Below are 16,301 nucleotides of genomic sequence, written 5' to 3'. Positions count from 1 at the left end.
CCATGACTATTAAAAATAAACTCCGTACAGGCATCGGTTTCTTGTTTGTATTGGCGCTCATCGTCTGCGGGTTATCTGTTTACTTCCTCAACCGCCTGTCGGCCGATGCGGGGGTGATCCTGAAGGATAATTATAAAACCCTGCAATACACCCAAAAAATACTGGATGCCATTGATGCCAGTAACGGGCCGCTATCGCCCAAACAAATGGCTATTGTTGATGATAACCTGAACCGGCAGCAACATAACATTACAGAAAAAGGTGAGCAGGCATTAACCGATTCGTTAACGCTTGTTTATATGCAGATAAAGCAGCATAATAACAATATAGTTGAGCAATTGCCTTTAAGGAGCCATGCCCGTCGCCTTGTTTACGGCATTATGCATTTAAATATGGACGCAATTGCGCATAAAAATGATAAGGCCGCCGATACCGCCAGCAGGGCAAATGTGCTGGTGGCCGTTAGTGCTTTTTTATTGTTCACCATTGCTTTCACTTTCGCGGTAAATTTTCCGGGTTATATAGCCGATCCTTTAAAGGAATTAACTGCGAGGATAAAAGAGGTATCAAACCGAAATTACCACCAGCAGATAGACTTTCACTCCGATGACGAGTTTGGCGAATTGGGGCAGGCATTTAACAATATGACCCGTAAACTGGACGAGTACGAGAACAGCAACCTGGCCAGTATCCTGTTTGAGAAAAAACGGATAGAGACCATTATCAATACCATGCACGATGCCATTATTGGTTTAGACGAAAAACAATTTATCATATTTGCCAACGAAGTGGCATGCAACCTGATAGGTATGCCCGCCGTACAGCTTACCGGCCGTTATGCGCCTGATATTGCGTTGGAGAACGACCTGTTGCGCAACCTGTTAATTAATGAGCAGCAACGGTTAAAGATTTTCTCCGATAACCGCGAAAGTTTTTACAGCCGCGAATCGTTATCCGTGAGCAGTAAAAGTAAAGTGATAGGTAAGGTAATTATCCTGAAAAATATTACCGAGTACCAGCAGTTGGATGAAGCCAAAACCAATTTCATCGCCACCATATCGCATGAATTGAAAACGCCCATATCATCCATAAAAATGAGCCTGAAATTGCTGGAGGACGACCGCATAGGCAGCGTAAACACCGAGCAACGGCAATTGCTGGAAAATATTGACGATGATGCCCGTCGCCTGCTGCAGATAACCGGCGAACTGCTGGATATGGCACAGGTAGAAACCGGTAAGCTACAGCTTAACTTTGGCAGTACACATCCCCGTAACATTGTTGATTACGCGGTAAAAGCCATCAAGTTTACTGCCGATCAAAAACAGGTAAACATCAAAGTAAAATGCGACGATACCCTGCCCGAGGTACATGCAGATTTGGATAAAACTACCTGGGTACTTATCAACCTGTTATCAAACGCTATAAAATACAGCCACGAAAAATCGGTTGTGGAGCTAACCGTTAAAAAACATAAGAACGACGAGATAGAATTTTCGGTAAAAGATCATGGTAAAGGCATAGAAGAGCAATACCTGTCGCGGTTATTTGAGCGCTACTTTAAAGTACCCAACGCCACCGCCGATCAAACCGGCACCGGCCTTGGCCTCGCCATTGCCAAGGATTTTATTGAAGCCCAAAGCGGTCACATCGAAGTTGATAGCGAGATAGGGGCAGGGAGCAGGTTTGCCTTTACCTTGAAGAGGGCGGTAAGCCCCCTCTAAATCTCCTCTTGAAGGGGGAGACCTTTAATTTCTAAAGTAGATTGCTCTCTAATTTAAACTTAAGTTTAATTACTTACTAAGTTTTTCGCACGGTCAGGCAACACGGCATGGGTAGCCATTTAACCCTGCCTCTTAACCATTTCGTTGATCCAGATGGGGGCAAAAGGCGAGGTGCAGCCTTTTGATACCGGGTAATTGCGGTATATGCCCAGTCGTTCGCCTATATCCAATGCGCGTTGGCGGTAAGCAGGGTGGTTTATGCCAATTTGCGCCAGCGTGGTGTTCATGGTCCACTGTACTTCGGGGGCGGCGCCTGGCATTTCGGCTTCAATGCGGTCAAGAATCGCCGGGATATCCAGTCCCTCGGGGCTTCGTGCTATCCGGCCGCTGGTGAGGCTCCAGGCTACGCGGGCAGCCATGGGGTGGCCGGTAAATAGCCATTGCAGGCGTAATTGTTCTTTATCAGGATGTTCCTTAATAACATAGGAATACAGCCAGTCGATTACCTGCGCAAACCGTTCAGACCGCACCATGCTGTCTATTTCCTGCAAAGACAATGCCTTCGGCACCATGATCAATGTTGCCATGAACCTGGCCTCAATATTGCCGGTTTGCCATAATGATAGGGCGAATTCATTGTTGGGCTTTATCTTTTTAGCAATAGTGCGGATATCGCCCATTTTTACGCCAAACTGGTTTTCGTGAGCGCCAAATTTTATGTTATGGGCACGCACTCTCTCGTTTCCAAGTACCTCTAATTCTGCGAGGATCTCTGTTACGGTCATGGTTTTTATAGCAGGTTTTAATTATTCGAATATAGGTTGTTAGGGAGAAAAAATAAAGCTTTATTATGCCGCGTTATGTAGCGGGCAAAGGCCTCTGTCGGCGATCCTTCGACAGGCTGCCATTAACAAGCCTTTACACCTTGAAAATCGAATACATCAAAGGAGATCACGGGCGTTTCCCCAACCGGTAGAAGTTGGGGCCGGGTCATCCGCTCATACTACACAGGCCTTAAACGCGGGCCGGTATCCGCTACTACCCCTAACGCAATTGTCTGAAGGCGATTAAAATCAGCCGTGCCGATGGCACTCCATGATAACTGTTTATTCATTCAACGGGTTAAAACCCGTTGCAACAACATGTTGCGAGCCTACGGCCCTTAGCTACAGTTATGATTTCATTTACCAGGCAACACGAGTGCCACTGCTGCAATATTGTAGCACCAGGTTGAAAGGCATCGTTAATAAAGCCAAAAAAGAACCGTAGGTTCGGCCAATATTGTAGCCACGGGTTTTAACCCGTGGTAAAATAAACGCAGATGAAAGAGTACCATAGGTACGGCCAATATATATGCGCCTTGTGAAATAATTGTTATAAATGGCCAGGCAAATCATCCCCAAACGTAATATCACTATTGCTGAAATCAGGGTGGAGACCCATTATGGCATCCCGGCAAGGTTCGCACACAAAACCACGCTCGGTGCCGGATTTGGGGTCGTCATTGGCGTGCGCCTTTACGCAATCGGGAAGCCTGTAATAAAACCTTATTTGGGATAAATTGAGGATGCAGTCATAGTAAACCCACTCCCGGCAGTTGTTTGACCATGCCTTGCCTCTAAAAGTCTCTTTTATCCCGCTTTTGTCGAGGTCGTTTTCTAATGAACGTAAATGCTCGCAAACCATAGGTAAACTGGTGATATGCCTGTAAATATAGGGGTTATAAATAGATTGGCTATACCGTCATCAAAAATCTTAACTCTTGATTCTTGCCTCTTGGCTCGCTTCGCCCGTCACTTTTTGCAAGCTTAAGATAAATTCAACCTGCCTTTCCAGGTGACCGGTTAATGTTTCCCATTCGCTAAACCGCTCCCTCCCCAATAAAACCTGGTTGGTATCGGCATTCCAAAACCCGGCACTTTGCGGCAACTGCGCCGATTCGGCAACCTGTATGCTGATCACCTGTTTACTCAGCTTATCAAAAAAGGAGATGGTTTGGCGTGGGGGCATATTTTTCGGGTATGTACGAAGATAAGGATATTGCCTGCGGTAAACAAAAAGCCTCCCGGAGTTTTTGGCTTCGGGGGGCTTTGATACTTGGGGTAACCGATGTGTTACGTCTTGTATAGTTCGCGATTGCTTCGTGCCTCACAATAACATGGTGGGTGGTATGGCAGTGAGGCGCGGTTGTGAAGCATAGTTCGCAATATACGCCCTTCCGCCTTCATATCCATCGGATTACACTTGCATCACGAATCGCCTTCATAGAAAGCCGGTAACCTAACACCACCTGTTTACAACCTAATCTTTATCCCGCCATTCACAACAAAGCCGTCCAAAGGGGCGTATATATCCTTAAACACCGGGTTGGTTATGCTACCGGTATAAATGGCGTCGAACTTTGTTTGCCGGGTATCGGTCAGGTTCTCAAAATTGATGAACAGGGAAAACCGATCCCAGATCTTTTCGGCCATCAACCCGGTTGTCCAGTAGGCCCTGCCTGTGGTGCCGTCATTTAAGCGTTGCGGACTAAAATAGTAGGCTTCCAATCCTATCTTTAACTTATTCTCTATTTCATAAACCAGTACGTTGTTCAGCCTGTGTTTTGATACTAAGGGATATGCTGCAATGTTGTTGCCGGTATGCTGCGTTACATCTGCCAGCGTATAACCTATAAACAGTTTAAAATCGGCATAGGTTAGCTTCACATTGGTTTCCAATCCTTTGGTGTTCAGGTCGCCGCGGGGTTGCTGGTATTGGAGGTTACCATCCGGCAGCGATGCAAGCAGGATGGGCTTCTCTATCCGCGTATAAAAAAACAATTGATTAATGCTAAAACTCACCTTATCATCAAATAAACCTGTACGGTAATTCAGGTCATAACTGGCGCCGTATGACCGTTCGGCAGTGGTGTTTTTAACGTCAACGGGCAATACATTTTTAAACTGGATGCGTTCGGCATCCTCGGTAAATACTGTAGGCGCTTTATAACCCAGGCCACCACCTAAACGGGTTGAAAAATGCGAATTGATCTTCAGCAAAGCGGACAAACGGGGCAGGAAAAAAAAGCCGTACCGGTTATGATAATCGCCGCGTAAGCCGCTTTCAACAGTCAGTTTTTGTGTGGCATTCCAGGTGTTTTGTACAAAGCCGCCAATGGTGCTGTAGTTGTAGCTCCTGAGCGGGAAGGTGCTGTTTTTATCCTCGGCAAAGTTTTCTGATAAATAGTTTAACCCTGCAACCCAGTCAGATCTGTCGTTTGTGCGGGAGTAAGTTGCTTCACTATACGTTGAAAACTGAATCCCTGAAAAGCGGTAATCGGGCAGGTTGATAGCCCTGTCGAAATAACTTACACTGTTTTTAAATACCAGCTTTTCCCGTTCATTCAAAGTGCGGTCCAGCTCCGCCTGTGTGCTGTACCTGCCTGTTTTATTTTTTTCATAATAACTGTGCTGCGCGTTGCCGTCGCCCTCAATATAATGCAGGTCGCCGCCAATACGATTCTCTACCGTGCTATTGATGCCGGTTACCAGGGTGGTTTTATCATCCAGGTAAAAAAACAATTTGGGGTTAAACGTAAACCGGTTATACTTTGGGATGGCGGTTAAATCGATATTGGCAGGGTCATAAGCAGTACCATGATTATAGGCAGCAAATATAGTTGCACCCACTTTTTTAAACTTCTGTGCATAAAAACCGCTGGCATCCAAACCCAATGCCGAAGTACCGTTTAACAGGAAGTTGAGTTGTCTTTGATCGGTTGGTGTTTTGGATACCAGGTTAACCAGGCCTGCAATAGCGCCGCCGCCATACAGCGTAGAGGACGAGCCTTTGATCACTTCAACCTGTTTCAGATCGAGCGGGGCTATTTGCAGCAAGCCCAGGCCACCCGAAAAGCCGGAGTACAGCGGGAACCCATCCCTTATAATTTGTGTGTACTTACCATCGAGTCCCTGGATACGGATACTGGAATTATTACTGGTTGCCGATGTTTGCTGTGTTTGGATGCCTGTGCTTTCGGCAAGCAGCATGCGGATATCGCCTGGTTTCATGTTGGCTTTTTCGTCCAGTTCCTCGCCCGAAATAACCTCCACCCGGGTAGGAATATTGGCAATGGTACGGCTGCTGCGGGTTGATGATACGGTAACTTCGCCCAGCTCCTCGCCATCTCCCTTGCCTTTAGCCTGGAGCAAAATTATCATGGGAGATGATTGCTGAACCGGAAAAGTTAAGGTATCCAGCCGGGTTTCGTAACCTATATAACTAAACCGGATAACCTGCTTGCCTGCGGGTATATTTGTTAAGGTAATTAAACCGGCAGCATCGGTAGTAGCCCCTTTATTAATTCCCTGTATTATGGCTGTTGCACCAATCAGGGTTTCGTTAGTTTTCGCGTCTTTAATAATTGCCTTAAGCGTATCCTGGGCATACGCCATAGCGGTATATAAAAATGCCGTAAAAAGCACTATGATTTTTTTCATGAATATGGGAATTTGTATAACTGTTTGGCCTCACCTAAATCCTCTCCAAAGGAGAGGACTTTTACCTGCATGGCATTTAAAATTTAATTTTTTTTGAACCCTCTCCTTTGGAGAGGGCAGGGTGAGGCTTAATACAAAATAACCAGCTGTTTAGCTGTAATGGTGGGTTTTATTAACTTATCTGCGGGGGTTGCCATATGGAGAGGGCAACATCTTCGGTATATGGCCTGTTATAAGCAACAATATGCTTAACGGATATTGCGGGCAATAAAAACGAGGTGTGGTCAATAGCTTTGGTAACGGTAAACCCGGTACATGAGCCGCATGCAAAAAATGGTGAACAACCCTGGCAATCTTTTTCTTTGGGCGATGATTTGGCCGGGGTATTTTTTGCAACAGCGTTTTTGATGCTACAATCATTATCGGCACAACATGGCTTTGCCGTAAGCAGCAGCACAATTAGGGCAGATATATAGCATAGAAATTTCATTGGGCCAAAGGTAAGAGATTTAGCGATAGGTAAAAGCCATTTAAGCAGGATGAATTTATTTAATAGATGAAGTCCTTATTCCTTTGTCCTTACTCCAATAATGGCATTCCCTGCGGGCCGCGCTTTACGCTCGCGCACAAGGCCTTATCCGTTAGCTAACGGAGGTATCCGCTGCAATCGCTAATGCATTTGTCTGAACCGGGATTCATTGGATTTATCAGATTTTTTGGATTTTAATTTGCAGGCGGATTAATTGATTAAGAAGAAAAGAATCCTGTAATTCCTTTAATCCGTTTAATTCCGGTTCAGACAAAAGCGTTAGGGACAGCAGTGGATACCCGCCGCGCGATGGCTCTGCGCATAGGCCGCGCTTAATGCCCGTGCGCGTATGAACGGATGGCCCGGCCGCAGGCAACGCCATCATTCCAGATAAAAACTATTTACAGCATTTGTATTAATTATGATTATCTTTTGACTTTTATCACGTTTTTTTCTACGATATTACTTGTCCCAAGGAAGTTTATGAAACACCCCATCTGCACTATAGAAATAGCAGAAGCTGCCAACCGCAGCTTCGAGTGGGAAGTGCGCAATTTTTTGTGTGCATGGGTGTATAACCACGAGGATAAAACGCTGCTCCAGTTTGATCAGCCATTGGATGAGTACCTGGCCAATGATGCCTTGCGGGATTTCTTTTTGAATACACGACATCCAATCCAGCGGTTGTTAAAAAACCGTCCCATTGCCTGTCACCTGGGCCGACGTGCACGTTCTGTTTATTTTGACCCGGTCACCGGAGATCCATTATTGGCACCCACGGAGCAACGGATTTATAACCTTGCCCGCAGGATGGATAGCGAACGTATGCATGTTCCGTTCCGCTCGGTTCATCCCAACAAGCAGACCGAAGCGGGAGATACCGCGGATATCAGCACCTATCCCGAGGGATCGGAGGAAATCCGGTATAACAGCGGCAATCATTTTAGCAGCCGTCCGGCAAACGGGAATGTATTTGACGAAAACAGTAAGCGCTGTACGGCAAAATCAGCTGGCAATTTGCATGTGCTTTTTAAACGTGGTTTTTTGGAAGAGCGCTTACAGGATGTAAAAGTGCTTACAGCCGCCATGCATGAGGCGGGTGAAACACAGCCGCAATTTTTTGTGATCTACAGCAGGCATTCGCCCGAAGAGGGGCATTTTGGAACATCCCTGGTGATCATGGACCCGGCAAATCCCGACTTCCCCCGACGCGTTATGGTTTGCGATACCTTGCTCAAGGAATTACCGCATCACCCCCGCTGGTGGAACCATTTTATTGCAGAATATTCGCATGTATTTGGCGAGGCGATATCGGAGATCGTGGAAGATCTTTCGCACCCGCTGCAGAAGGTAAATATTAAGGGTGATAACCCCTATCGCCATGATTGGGACTGCCCTTACTACGCCACCAGCATGGCCAATGCCCTGGCCGACCTGGTAAAAAACAACCCGGAACTCACGTTAACCGGAAGCACCTATGACATCCACAACGCGATGAAGGCCATCATGCAGGATTATTACCACCCGGATCTCGAAATTAAAGACAGGCCAGGTATTCAACAGGCCAACCGCTTAAAGCGCTGGAAAAGCGGACGGGAATTGATTAAGGAGCTGGTGAGTGAGGTGAGTAGGGAATCGTCGTATGAGTTGTAGGATACTCCAACATCAAATGTCAGAATATGAACATCGCAAATTATAAAATAGCAAAACAAGTAGGAACCCATGGAATTTACGGTGAAATTGAACTTACTTTCGAATTCACTTCAGAACGTTTAAAAGTAAATCTATCCGTACCGGAAAATTATGCAAGATGGTATAGTGGCATTTTATTTGGCGCAACATATTGGCTTGAACATACGATTCAACCACTCGGCTTGAACCTTAATATACGGGAAATTAAATTTAACGAAGTTGACACAAATAACACTGTAATGGCCTATTTAACAACCAAGGCCCTGGAACATGCTGCGAAAATTCCATTTAATGGTTCTGCTTTTTTTGACGAGCAGACTGTCTCATTTGTATTTAAAAAGTGAGATATTACAGAAATATCGACATAGCACCACCTATTGTTTTAATAATTAAATTGCAGTAAATTGGGGTATCATGAAAAGTAAAGTCGTCAGATTTGAACCAAACTCAATGCAGGCAAAAGCTGTGATCAGTTTCGTGCGTCAACGTGACGGGTTTATTCGGTCACTTCATGAAAAAGCCAAAGAAATTGCGAAGCTCAAAACACTCAACGTTTAAAGTGTGATAATGATTAGGCTTATTTCGAGACAAATCACAGGCATACGTACACCTCTATAATTTAGAAACTTCAAATCAGCTGTAATAGAATACCTAATACCTTTGTACAGATTTATGAACAGTTTCCTTGGTGGATATTACCTTATAAAATTACGACCTGTAACGTTTGGTTCGCTTGAGTCAAAATGTCTTCTGACTTGCAGCTCTTGCATCAACGATAGTTTATTGGATAATTGGTCATATTCCTGGACAACTGATAATGGCATGAATTTGAATGATTTAATTGAGTCATATGACATTGATAGAAATGTTATATCAAAACTTCGGGCTTGGGTAGATAAAAAACTCGATGAGAAAAAGATTGGCTGGATCGATTTATTTCGGGATTTGGAAACAGCGAAAGCTTATCAAAGAAACTTCTTTGCTGATGTACAAGACGTTAAAATAATGGCCATTTATTTTGGTGAACAAGAAGCAACTGATTTGGTAGATGAATTTGAGCCTGAAAAGGAGATACAAGAATCTATAGGTTTATACCAAAACATCAAAGACCGAATTCCGGAAATAATTGATGATAAAGAAATTTTCAGGGGGTTTGATATCATTGGAATTGAACTTGACGGCAGCTTTCATACTTTTCATTGTTATGATTTAGCTAATGAGCTTGCCCAAAAATTTAACATAAATACAAATCAATTTGGATTATACGATAACATCCCTAATTTTCAAGAAATAAGCGAGTACATGAACGACGAGAATAACGGATTTGAACCAGTACCGTGGTTCGTTGTAAAAACAGTTGAAGTATTAGATTAAGGTTAAAGCATGCCTATCAATTTATACTTTCCTAATATAGAGTGATTCTGTAAATGACATGGCAAGCAAGGGCGTAGCCCTGATCCATTTTGTAGCAACGGGTTTCAACCCGTTGAAAAAAAGAATACGACAGGTTTGAGAACTGTAGGTTCGGCGCATATATATGGATCGTTCCTACGGGACTATTTATTTTTCGGTATTCCTAATCAACGGGTTAAAACCCGTTGATAATATACGGGCCGTCCGCTATGCGGACTTTTAGAAAGGTGCAATAATTACTATGAATTTAGAAACCTACATAAAAATAAATAGTCATTGTTTTTTTATCGATGGATTGTTTGACTTTTATCAAAAGCAACACAATGAAATTCCAAATCATTTCCCGAACTGGAAAATATTAAGTTTGAGTTTTTTGAATATGACTTTTATATTTTTCGACAAATTCCTTCGCATCTCTTAAATTCTTAGGGTAGGGTATATAGTTATCGTATGGAGTTTTAAAATATTCATTTTTTCCTATTTGATAAATATGTTGAAATGGAAACCCGTTTTCAATTAAAAATCCAACCAACTGCCACCCCTTATTGTCAGATTTTTTCGGTGGCCTAAAACGCTGGTTTAAAAGCCTCATCGGTATTCCACAATGGGGGCAGGGATATTTTTGTTCACTGTTATAAGCGAAATTTCTATTGAAGCATAGCCTGCATGATAAACAAACCTTTTTGTGTCCCATCTATTTCAACCTTATTATTGTCATCATTTACGTTGTAACGGATAACTGCGATTATACAATAAATTTTAAATAAATAAAATCTGTCACATTAGACCCCACAAAACAAAGCCCCCAACTCATCATCGGGGGCTTCACTATCAATTCGTTTTCCTGGCATCCTGCATCGGGTTACTGCCCGATGTGGCGCCTCGTGGCAATACCTGTTGTTTAAACAGTTCGAACCTTGTTGGGGCGTATTCGCGGGGCCAGCTGTTGTTGGCTTCGTCTATGTCGGCGGTTTCGCGGTATGGATCGAGCTTGATGGATTTTACTTCTTTGGCTTTGGCAAATACCTTGCTTACTTTAAACTCGTTTTTGCGCCAGATGTAGGCGGGGAGTTTGTCAACTTCTTTGGTGCCATCGGTGTAAGTCCACTCAATGATGATTGGGCTTACCAGTCCGCCTTTGTTGCTGAAGGTAAGTTCGTAAAAATTGGTTTTGCTGTCGTAAAACTTCTTTTCGTCGGGGCTTAAGCCGGCATACATATCCTGGTATGCTTTAGCGGTTAAAGGTGTTGGGGCAAAGCGGTCCCATTTGCTGTAAAAATCCTGCAGCGAGGTATCTGCCTCTACAGTAGTTTGCATACCTGCGGCTTTGTTGCGGGTGGTGCTGATGTTTTCCAGGTTACGCTCGTAAGCGGCACGGTCTGTAGCGTTCTCGATTGCCGGATTCTTGCTGTTTAGTTTATAGTATTTTACGCTGTCGAGCGATACATCAACAGGCTCGGTTCCGTAAAACCATCCGCGCCAAAACCAATCCAAATCAACAGCCGATGCATCTTCCATGGTGCGGAACAAATCCTCGGGTGTTGGGTGTTTAAAGGCCCAGCGTTTTGCATAGGTTTTAAAGGCGTAATCAAACAGCTCGCGGCCCATTACAGTCTCGCGCAGTACGTTGAGCGCGGTAGCCGGTTTGGCGTAAGCGTTGGGGCCAAACATGATAATATTTTCGGAGTTGGTCATGATAGGCTCCAACTGATTCTTGGGCATTTTCATGTAATCAACTATTTTATAGGCCGGACCGCGTGATGACGGGAATTTAGGGTCCCAGGCCTGTTCGGTAAGGTACTGTGTAAATGTGTTCAGGCCTTCGTCCATCCAGGTCCATTGGCGCTCGTCGGAGTTTACAATCATCGGGAAAAAGTTGTGGCCAACCTCGTGGATAATTACACCTATCATCCCGTTTTTGGTAGCCTCGCTGTAAGTACCATCCTTTTCGGCACGACCGAAGTTAAAGCAGATCATCGGGTACTCCATACCGTTTGCCGCCTCAACCGAAATAGCAACCGGGTAAGGGTACGGGATGGTATGTTTTGAATACGTTTTGATGGTATGCGCAACCACTTTAGTTGAATATTTACTGTAAAGCGGGTAAGCCTCGGGGCCGTAGTATGACATGGCCATCGCTTTGCGGCCGCCTTCAATCTGGGCGCTCATGGCATCCCAAACTATCCGGCGCGATGATACCCAGGCAAAATCGCGCACGTTTTCGGCATGGAAAGCCCATGTTTTGCGGGCGGCTGCGTGGCCTTTCATGGCGTTTTTAACTTCATCTAAAGTAACTATCTGCACGGGCGTGGTTGCTGTTTGTGCCTTGTTCCAGCGGCTTAATTGGGCGCCGGTAAGGTTTTGGGCATAGTTGGAGCATTGGCCGGTACCGCCTACCAAATGATCGGCAGGTACGTTAATGTTCACTTTAAAATCGCCAAAGGTTAAGGCAAACTCACCGCTGCCCAAAAATTGTTTGTTTTGCCAGCCCTGGAAATCGCTGTAAACAGCCATGCGTGGGTACCATTGGGTCATGGTATACAGGTAGTTGTTATCCTCGGCAAAGTACTCGTACCCGCCGCGGCCGCCAATGGTCATCCTGTCGGATATATTGTACCACCAGCTAATTTTAAATTTAAATTTTGCGCCCGGCGCCAAAGTGGCTGGCAGCTCAATACGCATCATGGTTTCGTTAATGGTATAAGTAAGGGCGCCGCCATTGGCATCCTTTACGCTCTCGATGTGGTTACCCAGGTCAAGGTTGTGGCCCATAACGCCTTGCAGCTGGCGCATGGTCATTTTGCCCTGCATTTTGCTTTCGGCAGTGGTAAAGCTTTCGGCATCTTTCATGTGCTGGTTCTCGTCAAGCTGTAACCATAAATAGGTTAGCGCATCCGGCGAGTTGTTGGTATAAGTAATGGTTTCCGATCCATCCAAACGCTGCTTGTCATCGTTAAGGGTGGCGTTAATCTCGTAATCGGCTTTTTGTTGCCAATACTTAGGGCCTGGCGCACCCGATGCCGAGCGATAGCTGTTTGGGGTACTTAGCATGGTACCCAGCTGCTCAAAACGGTTACCGTGATTGGAGCCGGGGTTGTTGTCGTGTTGTGCCCATGATGCCGAGGCCAGCATCAGGCAGGAGAATAAAGCCGGGTAAAATTTGTTCATCTGAATTTAATTAGGAAAAAACGTTCGATACACATTATAAAAGCAATTCCAAATATGGCCGACGACAGGAACATCGTCCAGTCGCGCTGCGGAGTTTTGGCAAATTTGACGAGCACAAAAGAGATAAGTAACGCAGATATTACAATTAATACCTGCCCAAACTCCAGCCCGAGGTTAAAAGCAAGCAGTTCGGCAGTAATATTACTGCTACTGCCCAGCAAACTTTTTAAGTAGTTTGAAAAGCCCATGCCATGGATAAGGCCGAAAAATAAGGCCAGCGCATAGTTAAGCCGCATGGTGTTGGTGGTGCGTTTTTTATTAAGCACATTAACCAAACTTGTAAATACAATAGTAACCGGAATTAAAAACTCAATAAGCGATGTATTGATATGGATAACATTTAACACACTTAAAGCCAGCGTGATAGAGTGGCCGATAGTGAAGGCAGTAACGAGTACCAGCACCCTACGCCAGTCGGCCAGCAGGTAGGTGCCGCAAAGCACGGCGACGAATAAAATATGGTCGTACCCCTCCCAGTTACAGATGTGTTGCCATCCTAACTGGAAGTATAATGAAAAGTCAGTCATTGAGCTAATTCGCAATTGCGAATAAAAATAACGTTTTTTGCCGAAAATAAAAGCGTTAGCCGATATGCCAGTTTATGCACAGTGGGTTATAGGAGGCGCCTACGGAGCCTGGAAGTGTGTATGTTTGTTTGCTATAAACACGTGACCCCGATGGGGTCGGGTAATCGAATAAGGAATAAATAAGGATTAGCAATGATATTTAGGTAAGATATCATCAAAGAGAGCTCCGTAGGAGCAGCGTGTTTATAGTAAAAATAAAATGTGCGTTGGCTCCGTAGGTGCCTCCTCACTATCGTTTAATAATATGAATTGAACTATTGTCGATGATGTTAAAATTATTCATGATAAGCTTGTTCAGCTTATTCCACCCGTTTTTTGTAAGCGTTACCGAAATTACCCACAACGCCAAAACCCAAAGTGTTGAGGTAAGCTGCCGCATTTTTTACGACGACCTGGAGCGTACCCTCGAAAAGCAATACAAAACCCCGGTTGATATTGTACACCCCAAAGACAAAGCCAAACTAAACCAGATGCTGAACGACTACATCAAAAAGCACCTGGCCATTAAAGCCGATAACAAAGCCCTTCCCCTAACCTACCTGGGCTACGAGATACAGGAAGATGGCGCCTGGGTTTACTTTGAAGCCAAAGGCATCAGCAAACCAAAAAAGGTTGATGTGCACGACGACCTGCTTTATACCGAACACCCCCAGCAAATAAACATGCTGCACGTAACAGTAGGAGGCGAGCGCAAGAGTGATAAGCTGGATAACCCGGATAGTGAGGCGGGGTTTGAGTTTTAGATGTGCAGATTTCAGATGTGCAGATGATTTTTAATCATAGCAAAAGTTCCCTTGTCATGCTGAGGTACGACATATCCCATTTTCCTGTCATCCTGAGGGACGAAGGATCTATCAGCTGTGCATGACCAATAGAAAAGTTGGCGAATAGATGCTTCGTTCCTCAGCATGACAGTCTTTTATTTTTGTATGTCATTCCCCCTTCAGAATTTCGCGAAATTTTATCACTCAGCACAACAGGAGGTAAAAAAAGGGCGTATTATAATTTGATGGTAACCCATACCATCACAACTCTGCACAGGCCTTATCCACATTGGCTGGTATCCGTGCCGGGTCTTAACTTAATTCATTACTCTTCATATTATTTCACCCGCTTAGCTTCCATCTTTTGTCCATCAGCATACAGTACCAAATTAACAGCCCCGGCTGTATCCTTTACAAATTCCACTTCATAAGGCAGGTCGCGTAGAAAAAATTTATTCGGTGCTTCGGCAAATAGCTCACGTTTCATCTCGCCTTGCATCCTTACATAAAAGTGGCCATCTTCAAGTAACACGGATAAAATTCTGTTGGGCGCCAGCTGGAATTGTCCCGCATAAGTTTGTAACACATCTGCGGCGGGTATTGGTACCAGTTTTTTTATATTGGTATGGTACATATCTTTAAAACCATAAACCTTTGCCACGCTGTTTACTACTTCGGCAACCAGTTGCTGGCTGCCGCTGTTAAGCATAATTACCACGCCGTTGCCGCCTTGCAGGCTACCATAATAAATACTTTGAAAACCTGCCGTTGCTCCCGGATGGCTAAAATACTTTGTGCTATCCAATACATTTATAAAAGTACCAAGCCCAATTCCCATCTTATCCTGGTAGGGTGTAAGCATTAGCCTGGCACTTTGTTGTGTAAGCAACTTAGTCGATTTTCCCTCGTAAGCCAGTTGAATGCCAATAACAAATTTAGCCAGGTCGGAGGGGTTTGTCCATAAGCCGGCGGCCGCCTGTTCAACAAAAATGCGGTATTTGCCTGGGATTGGATTGCCGGTTATATTGTAGCCGGTGGCCAGCGCAGCCTGGTTGATACCGCCAGGAGGCTGGTTAAAAGTGCTGTTGCGCATGCCCAATGGTTCTAAAACAGCTTCTTTCATGTAATCGGCATATGGCTTCCCGGTAATATCCATCACCATCTGCTGCGCAATGATTATCCCACCGCCCGAATATTCGGGCCTCAAACCGGGTTCAAAAACGGACCGGATGCGGGGGCTATTGGCAGGTTTTTCGCCCTTTAATACTTGTACTGTGGTTGGCAGGGGTTTACCAGGCAGATACCCTCCAAAACCTTGCAAATTTATTCCGCCGGTATGGGTTAACAGGTTTGCCATGGTGATTTTTTTTCCTTTGGACAAACTATCGTATGGAAACTGCCAGCTTTTAAGGTAAGTATTGATATCGGTATATAAATCGAGCTTTTTATGCTCCATTAGTTTAAGTACGCCTGCCGCGTTCAATGATTTACTGATAGAGTCTGCCTGGAAAAGCGTTTGTGTAGATACAGGCGTTTTTGAACTATCATTTGAAAATCCATAACCTTTTGCCCAAACAAGATGATAGTTTTGAATAACCGCCATACTTAAACCCGGCGTTTTATAGTACGCCATCCTATCCAGTATATTCCATAACTTTTCGCCTTCTATCTGAACCGAAGGGAATAGTCCATTTTCAACTTTTGTAATGTTTTTTATCGTGTTGTCCTGCCCCCAAGTCGTGAAAGCTGTTAATAACAATAAAAATGAAACACTTCCTATCCTGACTGTCTTCATACTTATTATTTGGTTATGCTATTTAAAACATTCAAATATTAGAATTTAATTTGTAAAATTAAACAGATATCAGAATTAAATTCTGAAC

15 protein-coding genes are annotated in these 16,301 nt (G+C 44.5%); 6 read left to right on the top strand and 9 right to left on the bottom strand.

Annotation, left to right across the window (positions count from 1 at the left end):
• Positions 1–2 precede the first annotated feature (2 nt).
• Positions 3–1,724: a HAMP domain-containing sensor histidine kinase gene (locus AC1DXF_RS26405; RefSeq protein WP_477451689.1), complete on the top strand. Its 1,722-nt coding sequence runs from the start codon at positions 3–5 to the stop codon at positions 1,722–1,724.
• A gap of 119 nt (positions 1,725–1,843) precedes the next feature.
• Here the strand turns inward: AC1DXF_RS26405 and AC1DXF_RS26400 are convergent, their stop codons facing one another.
• From AC1DXF_RS26400 to AC1DXF_RS26380, 5 genes are all read right to left on the bottom strand, one after another.
• Complete coding sequence (locus AC1DXF_RS26400; RefSeq protein WP_477451688.1) at positions 1,844–2,509, bottom strand: DNA alkylation repair protein; 666 nt, start codon at positions 2,507–2,509, stop codon at positions 1,844–1,846.
• A 589-nt stretch (positions 2,510–3,098) separates the two neighbouring features.
• Positions 3,099–3,410 (bottom strand): hypothetical protein, encoded by a 312-nt coding sequence (locus AC1DXF_RS26395; protein ID WP_477451687.1) that lies wholly within the window; start codon positions 3,408–3,410, stop codon positions 3,099–3,101.
• A 69-nt stretch (positions 3,411–3,479) separates the two neighbouring features.
• Positions 3,480–3,734: a hypothetical protein gene (locus AC1DXF_RS26390; protein ID WP_477451686.1), complete on the bottom strand. Its 255-nt coding sequence runs from the start codon at positions 3,732–3,734 to the stop codon at positions 3,480–3,482.
• Positions 3,735–4,018: 284 nt separating this feature from the next.
• Positions 4,019–6,205 (bottom strand): TonB-dependent receptor, encoded by a 2,187-nt coding sequence (locus tag AC1DXF_RS26385; RefSeq protein ID WP_477451685.1) that lies wholly within the window; start codon positions 6,203–6,205, stop codon positions 4,019–4,021.
• Between the two features lie 172 nt (positions 6,206–6,377).
• Positions 6,378–6,695 (bottom strand): DUF6660 family protein, encoded by a 318-nt coding sequence (locus AC1DXF_RS26380; RefSeq protein WP_477451684.1) that lies wholly within the window; start codon positions 6,693–6,695, stop codon positions 6,378–6,380.
• Between the two features lie 522 nt (positions 6,696–7,217).
• On the opposite strand from AC1DXF_RS26380, the gene AC1DXF_RS26375 reads away from it, so the two are divergent.
• From AC1DXF_RS26375 to AC1DXF_RS26360, 4 genes are all read left to right on the top strand, one after another.
• Positions 7,218–8,387 carry a hypothetical protein gene (locus tag AC1DXF_RS26375; RefSeq protein WP_477451683.1) on the top strand — a complete coding sequence of 390 codons (1,170 nt, stop codon included), beginning with the start codon at positions 7,218–7,220 and terminating at the stop codon, positions 8,385–8,387.
• 26 nt (positions 8,388–8,413) lie between these two features.
• The gene (locus AC1DXF_RS26370; protein ID WP_477451682.1) at positions 8,414–8,770 is read left to right on the top strand and encodes a hypothetical protein; all 357 of its coding nucleotides are present in this window, start codon (positions 8,414–8,416) and stop codon (positions 8,768–8,770) included.
• A gap of 70 nt (positions 8,771–8,840) precedes the next feature.
• Complete coding sequence (locus AC1DXF_RS26365) at positions 8,841–8,984, top strand: hypothetical protein (RefSeq protein WP_477451681.1); 144 nt, start codon at positions 8,841–8,843, stop codon at positions 8,982–8,984.
• A gap of 114 nt (positions 8,985–9,098) precedes the next feature.
• A complete protein-coding gene (locus AC1DXF_RS26360; RefSeq protein ID WP_477451680.1) occupies positions 9,099–9,800 on the top strand; it encodes a hypothetical protein in 702 nt (233 codons plus the stop codon).
• 397 nt (positions 9,801–10,197) lie between these two features.
• Here AC1DXF_RS26360 and AC1DXF_RS26355 read toward each other — a convergent pair whose 3' ends face one another.
• From AC1DXF_RS26355 to AC1DXF_RS26345, 3 genes are all read right to left on the bottom strand, one after another.
• Entirely contained in the window at positions 10,198–10,431 is a 234-nt protein-coding gene (locus tag AC1DXF_RS26355) for a hypothetical protein (protein WP_477451679.1), read from the bottom strand.
• A gap of 239 nt (positions 10,432–10,670) precedes the next feature.
• Entirely contained in the window at positions 10,671–13,007 is a 2,337-nt protein-coding gene (locus AC1DXF_RS26350; RefSeq protein WP_477451678.1) for a M1 family metallopeptidase, read from the bottom strand.
• Positions 13,004–13,594, bottom strand: a complete 591-nt coding sequence (locus tag AC1DXF_RS26345; RefSeq protein WP_477451677.1) for a HupE/UreJ family protein — start codon at positions 13,592–13,594, stop codon at positions 13,004–13,006. The genes AC1DXF_RS26350 and AC1DXF_RS26345 overlap by 4 nt, the downstream gene beginning before the upstream one ends.
• A 323-nt stretch (positions 13,595–13,917) precedes the next feature.
• On the opposite strand from AC1DXF_RS26345, the gene AC1DXF_RS26340 reads away from it, so the two are divergent.
• A complete protein-coding gene (locus tag AC1DXF_RS26340; RefSeq protein WP_477451676.1) occupies positions 13,918–14,397 on the top strand; it encodes a DUF6702 family protein in 480 nt (159 codons plus the stop codon).
• A 358-nt stretch (positions 14,398–14,755) separates the two neighbouring features.
• Here the strand turns inward: AC1DXF_RS26340 and AC1DXF_RS26335 are convergent, their stop codons facing one another.
• Entirely contained in the window at positions 14,756–16,213 is a 1,458-nt protein-coding gene (locus AC1DXF_RS26335; protein ID WP_477451675.1) for a serine hydrolase domain-containing protein, read from the bottom strand.
• Between the last annotated feature and the right edge of the window lie 88 nt (positions 16,214–16,301).

The sequence above is a fragment of the Mucilaginibacter sp. P2_A5 genome, from assembly GCF_056404995.1.
Note: the sequence above shows the minus strand (reverse complement) of the source record. Positions and strands in the feature narration are given on the sequence as shown.

What these genes read in the sequence shown, in the direction of transcription:
- AC1DXF_RS26405 (WP_477451689.1), top strand. Translation starts at nt 3, where the DNA reads ATGACTATTAAAAATAAACTCCGTACAGGCATCGGTTTCTTGTTTGTA.
- AC1DXF_RS26400 (WP_477451688.1), bottom strand. Translation starts at nt 2,509, where the DNA reads ATGACCGTAACAGAGATCCTCGCAGAATTAGAGGTACTTGGAAACGAG.
- AC1DXF_RS26395 (WP_477451687.1), bottom strand. Translation starts at nt 3,410, where the DNA reads ATGGTTTGCGAGCATTTACGTTCATTAGAAAACGACCTCGACAAAAGC.
- AC1DXF_RS26390 (WP_477451686.1), bottom strand. Translation starts at nt 3,734, where the DNA reads ATGCCCCCACGCCAAACCATCTCCTTTTTTGATAAGCTGAGTAAACAG.
- AC1DXF_RS26385 (WP_477451685.1), bottom strand. Translation starts at nt 6,205, where the DNA reads ATGAAAAAAATCATAGTGCTTTTTACGGCATTTTTATATACCGCTATG.
- AC1DXF_RS26380 (WP_477451684.1), bottom strand. Translation starts at nt 6,695, where the DNA reads ATGAAATTTCTATGCTATATATCTGCCCTAATTGTGCTGCTGCTTACG.
- AC1DXF_RS26375 (WP_477451683.1), top strand. Translation starts at nt 7,218, where the DNA reads ATGAAACACCCCATCTGCACTATAGAAATAGCAGAAGCTGCCAACCGC.
- AC1DXF_RS26370 (WP_477451682.1), top strand. Translation starts at nt 8,414, where the DNA reads ATGAACATCGCAAATTATAAAATAGCAAAACAAGTAGGAACCCATGGA.
- AC1DXF_RS26365 (WP_477451681.1), top strand. Translation starts at nt 8,841, where the DNA reads ATGAAAAGTAAAGTCGTCAGATTTGAACCAAACTCAATGCAGGCAAAA.
- AC1DXF_RS26360 (WP_477451680.1), top strand. Translation starts at nt 9,099, where the DNA reads ATGAACAGTTTCCTTGGTGGATATTACCTTATAAAATTACGACCTGTA.
- AC1DXF_RS26355 (WP_477451679.1), bottom strand. Translation starts at nt 10,431, where the DNA reads ATGAGGCTTTTAAACCAGCGTTTTAGGCCACCGAAAAAATCTGACAAT.
- AC1DXF_RS26350 (WP_477451678.1), bottom strand. Translation starts at nt 13,007, where the DNA reads ATGAACAAATTTTACCCGGCTTTATTCTCCTGCCTGATGCTGGCCTCG.
- AC1DXF_RS26345 (WP_477451677.1), bottom strand. Translation starts at nt 13,594, where the DNA reads ATGACTGACTTTTCATTATACTTCCAGTTAGGATGGCAACACATCTGT.
- AC1DXF_RS26340 (WP_477451676.1), top strand. Translation starts at nt 13,918, where the DNA reads ATGATGTTAAAATTATTCATGATAAGCTTGTTCAGCTTATTCCACCCG.
- AC1DXF_RS26335 (WP_477451675.1), bottom strand. Translation starts at nt 16,213, where the DNA reads ATGAAGACAGTCAGGATAGGAAGTGTTTCATTTTTATTGTTATTAACA.